This window comes from Micromonospora sp. NPDC005710 (assembly GCF_040630995.1).
Lineage (GTDB): Bacteria > Actinomycetota > Actinomycetes > Mycobacteriales > Micromonosporaceae > Micromonospora.
Genome location: NZ_JBEXYP010000055.1, coordinates 1 through 5,888, shown reverse-complemented (window position 1 = coordinate 5,888; position 5,888 = coordinate 1). Strand labels below are relative to the sequence as shown.

Sequence of the window (5,888 nt, the reverse complement as noted above, 5' to 3'; positions counted from 1 at the left end):
GCGGGTGTGGGTGCGGATCGGGTGCCGGGTCCGTTCATCAACACGTTGCCGGTGCGGGTGGGTATGCGCGGGGTGGGTGTCCGGGCGGCGGTGATCGGCATGCGCGACCAGTTGGCGGGTTTGGTCGAACACGAACACGCCTCGTTGGCCCAGGCGCAACGCGCGAGCGGGGTGGCGGGTAACACCCCGCTGTTCACATCGCTGTTCAACTACCGCCACACCCAACGCCCCAGCGAACCGCAGGCAGACTTCGACGGCATCGGAATTGTTCACTCCCACGAACGCACCAACTATCCGCTGAACGTCTCCGTCGACGACGCCGGCGAGACCATGGCGTTGAACGTCAACGCCATTGCGCCAATTGACGCCGCCGAGGTGGCCCTGCTGCTGCACACCGCCATCGACAATGTGGTAGCTGCCCTTGAGTCGGACGATCAACTGCCACTCGACTCGGTCGAGGTCCTCGACGAAGCCACCCGAAGGCGAATTCTCGTCGACTGGAACGACGCCGGCACCGACGCACCGACCGATCTGCTCCTCGAATCGTTCGAGCGGTGCGTAGCTCAGACCCCGGACGCGGTCGCCATCGTCTCCGAGACCGGCGCCCTCACCTACGGGCAGCTCGACCGCCGCGCCAACCAACTCGCCCGTCTCCTCGTGGATCGCGGGGTGGGGCCGGAGTCGGTGGTGGGGCTGTGCCTCGACCGAGGCGCCGACCCGATCGTGGGACTGCTGTCGGTGCTGAAGGCCGGTGCGGCGTACCTGCCGATCGATCCGGCTCACCCGGCGGACCGCATCGCGTACCTGTTGGACGACTGCCGCGCAGCGCTCGTCCTGGGCCGGTGCGACGTGTCACAGGTACCGGTGGTGGCACTCGACGACCCGGCGATTGACGCCATGTCGGTGGAGGGGTTGGGGGATCGGGGTGTGCTGCCGGGGCATCCGGCGTATGTGATCTATACGTCGGGGTCGTCGGGGCGGCCGAAGGGTGTGGTGGTGACGCATTCGGCGGTGGCGAACTATGTGGCGTCGGTGCCGGACCGGTTGGGTTTCCCGAGTTCGGGGGGCCGGTTTGCGTTGTTGCAGGCGCAGGTGACGGACCTGGGGAACACGGTGTTGTTCGCGTCGTTGGCGCGCGGTGGGCAGTTGCACGTTCTGCCCGAGGGTGCGGTGACGGATCCGCTGGCGGTGGCCGCGTATCTGGTCGAGCATCGAATCGAGCACCTGAAGGTGGTGCCGTCGCACCTGATGGCGTTGGGTGCTGGTGGTGGCCTGGAGCAATTGGTTCCCGCCAACGGTGTGGTGCTCGGTGGTGAGGCCGCCCCGGTCGAGTGGGTGCAGGAGGTGGTGCAGGCCGCCGGCGCGCGGCCGGTGTTCAACCATTACGGCCCGACGGAAACCACCATTGGAGTCCTCACGGGTCGTCTTGACGGTGGTGGGGTGGTGTCGGTCGGGACGCCGATTCGTAACGTGCGGGTGTTCGTCCTCGATGACCGGTTGCGGCCGGTGCCGGTGGGTGTGGCGGGTGAGTTGTATGTCGCGGGTGCCGCGTTGGCGCGGGGTTATGTGGGCCAGCCGGGGTTGACCGGGCAGCGGTTTGTGGGGTGCCCGTTCGGTGATGGTGAGCGGATGTATCGCACCGGGGACCGGGTGCGGCATCTTGCGGATGGTCGGTTGGTGTTCCTCGGCCGGGTCGACGACCAGGTCAAGATCCGCGGGTACCGGGTCGAGCCCGGCGAAATCCACAGCGTTCTGGTCGCGCATCCCGACGTGCGCCAGGCGGCCGTGCTCCTACGGGACGACCGGCTGGTGGCGTACGTGGTCGGAGGCGACGGCACCGGGCTGCGGGAATGGGCGGCACAGCGGCTGCCCGAGCACATGGTGCCATCGGCCGTCGTTGTCCTCGACGCGCTACCGCTGACCTCCAACGGCAAGTTGGACCGGTCCGCCCTACCCACCCCGGACCGAACCGCACCCGCCGGCGTCGACCGCGACTCGCTCGACCCACGTACGGAACTGCTTCGCATCGCGTTCGCCGACGTGCTCGGCCTCGACCACGTCGGTGCCGACGACAACTTCTTCGACCTGGGCGGACACTCGCTGCTCGCGGTCCGCCTGATCAGCCGGATCCGGATGGTGTTCCACGCCGACGTGCGGCTGCGTACCCTGTTCGACGCTCCCACACCGGCCAGCCTCGCGACCCGACTGTCCGACGCCGACCAGGCCCGGCTGGCGCTCGGCGTGCGGATCCGACCGGAGCGGCTGCCGCTGTCGTACGCGCAGCGACGCCTGTGGTTCATCAACCAGCTCGAAGGCCCCTCGGTCACCTACACCATGCCCGTTGTTCTCCGGCTGTCCGGCGACGTGGACCCGGCGGCCCTGGACGCGGCGCTGCGTGACGTGATCACTCGACACGAGGTGCTGCGTACCGTGTTCGCGACGGCGGACGGCGAGCCGTACCAGCGGGTGATCGACCCGACGGACCTGGACTGGTCGCTGCAACTCGCCACTGGCGAGTCGGACGCGATCGCCGCCGCCACCGGGTACCGCTTCGACCTCGCCCAGGAGATCCCGATCCGGGCGTGGCTGTTCGACCAGCAGACGCTTGTGGTGGTCGTCCATCACATCGCCGGTGACGGCTGGTCCTGGGAGCCGCTGGCCCGGGACGTCTCCACCGCCTACGCGGCCCGCCGTGCGGGCAACCCACCGGACTGGCGGCCGCTGCCGGTGCAGTACGCCGACTACGCGTTGTGGCAGCGGGAACTGCTCGGCGACCCGGACGACGCGGACAGCGTCGCCGGCCGGCAGCTCACCTACTGGCGGGAGCAGCTCGCCGACGTACCCGAGGAACTGAACCTGCCGGTCGACCGGCCGCGCCCGGCCACCGCCGGCTACGAGGGTCACAGCATCGACCTGGCCGTACCCGCCGTGGTGCATGCCCGGCTGCGCGCGCTCGCCCGCGCCGAGGGCGTGACAGTGCCGATGGTGGTGCAGGCGGCACTCGCGGTCCTGCTGTCCCGTCTCGGCGCCGGCACCGACGTTCCGATCGGCTCGGTCGTCGCCGGCCGCACCGACGAGGCACTCGACGACCTGGTCGGCTTCTTCGTGAACACGCTCGTACTGCGGACCGATCTCTCCGGCGACCCGGCCTTCACCGAACTCCTCGCTCGGGCCCGGGACACCGCCCTGGCAGCCCTGGAGCACCAGGACGTCCCCTTCGACCGCCTCGTGGAAGAACTCGCGCCGGCCCGGTCACTGTCGCGGCACCCGCTCTTCCAGGTGGCGCTGAACGTGCAGAACCAGGTCGAGGCGAGCCTGGACATCGACGGCGCCGACGCGTACCGGATGTCCGCCGGCACCCGGGCGATCCGGTTCGACCTCGAGTTCAGCCTGCGCGAGACGGTCAACGCGGACGGCACCCCCCTCGGGCTGCGCGGCGTCGTTCGAGGGTCCGCCGACCTGTTCGAGGCGAACACCGTACGACGGCTCGTCGACCGGTTCGTACGGGTCCTGGAGACGGTCGCCGCCGAGCCGGGAACCCGGTTGAGCACTGTCAGTCTGCTCGACGACGCCGAGCGGTATGACGTGCTCACCGGTTGGAACGCCACCGGCGCGCGGCTCGACCCCACGTCGGTCCCGGCCCTGATCGCCGCCCAGATCGCCGCCACGCCGGACGCCGCCGCGGTCCACTTCGGCGGAACGACCCTCTCGTACGCCGACCTCGGCGCACGTGCCGACCGGCTGGCTCGGGTGCTCGTGGCACGCGGTGTCGGACCGGAGACGGTCGTCGCGCTGCGTCTGCCGCGCGGATTCGACATGATCGTCGCGCTGTTGGCCGTGTGGCGGGCTGGTGGCGCATACCTGCCCATCGACCCGGAGACGCCGACCGAGCGGATGGCGTACGTGGTGGAGGATGCCCGCCCGGTGGCCATCGTCGCCACCTCTGCGTCCGCCGCGGCGGTGCCCGCCGGACCGCACCTGATCCTCATCGACGCGCTGCCGGACGACGCCGACGACGTGCCACTTCCAGAGTGGGGGCGCGGCGGCCAGGCCGCGTACGTCATCTTCACCTCCGGCTCGACCGGCCGGCCTAAGGGGGTGTTGGTCGACCACGACGCGCTGACCAACTTCGTCTCGGCGATCGCCGATCACCTGGAGATCACGCCTGGCAGGGCGATGCTGCAGTACGCGTCGTTCTCCTTCGACATGTCGGTGATGGACATCGTCGTGCCTCTCAGCCGGGGTGGGACCGTTGTCGTGCCGAGTGAGGCTGAGCGTGCCGAGCCCGAACTGCTACGGGCGCTCGTCACGGCGTCCGGAGCGCGGACGGCGACGCTCGTGCCCTCGCTGCTCGGCGTGCTCGAGCCGGACGACCTCGCCGGTGTACGGGTGCTGTTCGTCGGCGGCGAGGTCGTCGACCCGGCCCTGGCGGCCCGGTGGGCGCCGGGCCGCAAGCTGGTCCACATGTACGGGCCGACCGAGACGACGATCGTGATGGCGATCGACCCGATCGACCCGCAGCGTCCGGGCCCGCTACCGCTGGGCGGCCCGCTGGCCAACAGCCGCGTCTTCGTCCTCGACCACGCGTTGGCACCGGTGCCGGTGGGTGTGGTCGGTGAGTTGTACATCGCCGGCTCCCAGCTGGCACGCGGGTACGTGGGACGCTCCGCGCTGACCTCCGAGCGGTTCGTGGCCTGCCCATTCGGGGCGGGAGAACGGATGTACCGCACCGGTGACCTGGTACGGTGGACCGCCGACGGCGAGCTGGTGTTCGCGGGGCGGGCGGACGACCAGGTGAAGATTCGGGGCTTCCGGATCGAGCTGGGTGAGGTGCAGGCCGCGCTGACGGCACATCCGGCAGTTCACCAGGCGGTCGTGGTGGTCCGGGAGGACAGCCCGGGCGAGCGTCGGCTGGTCGGGTACGTCACCGCCGGCGCCGACCTCGACATCGAGGCGGTGCGGAGCTTCGTGGCGGCGCGGTTGCCCGAGTACATGGTGCCGACGCTCGTGGTGTTGGACGGGATGCCGCTGACGTCGAGCGGAAAGGTGGATCGCCGCGCACTGCCGGTCCCGGTGGTGGTGGAGCCTCATACCGGATCCGGCCGCGGCGTCATGACGCTTCACGAGGAACTGTTGTGTGCGGCGTTCGCCGCGGTGTTGGGCCGTGACACCGTGGGCGTGGATGAGGACTTCTTCGCCCTGGGCGGGCACTCGCTGATGGCGGTGCGCCTCGCCGGTCGGATCCGGACGGTGCTGGGCATCGAGGTGCCACTGCGGACGCTGTTCGAGGCGCCGACCCCCAAGGCGTTGGCGGTGCGGCTGTCGTCGGCGCACAAGGCCCGTCCTGCTCTGACGCCTGTCGAACGGCCAACTCGGGTGCCGCTGTCGTTCGCACAACGTAGGTTGTGGTTCATCAGCCGGTTGGAGGAGTCGACGGCGGCCTATCACGTGCCGATCGTGCTGCGCCTCGACGGAGTCGATCCGGGAGCGCTGGACCTGGCGTTGCGGGATGTACTGGGCCGGCACGAGGTGTTGCGCACCGTGTTGCCGATGATCGACGGAGAGCCGTTCCAACAGATCATCCCCGTCGACGAGCTGAACTGGCGGATGACGATCGCCGAGACCGACGACCAGGACGCCGCCGTCACGGCGGCGATCGCGCGGCCGTTCGACCTCACCGCCGAGGTGCCGATCCGGGCGTGGTTGTTCGACGGGTCGGTGTTCGTGCTGGTGGTGCACCACGTGGCGGCCGACGGCTGGTCGATGGCCCCGTTGGCGCGGGATCTGTCGCAGGCGTACGCGGCTCGTCGGGTGGGTGGGGTTCCGGGGTGGTTGCCGTTGCCGGTGCAGTATGCGGATTTTGCGGTGTGGCAGCGGGGGTTGTTGGG

1 protein-coding gene is annotated in these 5,888 nt (G+C 69.9%); it reads left to right on the top strand.

The genetic code is table 11. The features are described from left to right. Positions 1 to 21: 21 nt before the first annotated feature. Positions 22 to 5,888 (top strand): amino acid adenylation domain-containing protein (locus tag ABZ406_RS30735; protein ID WP_357769055.1); only part of this gene is annotated, 5,867 nt, incomplete at its 3' end.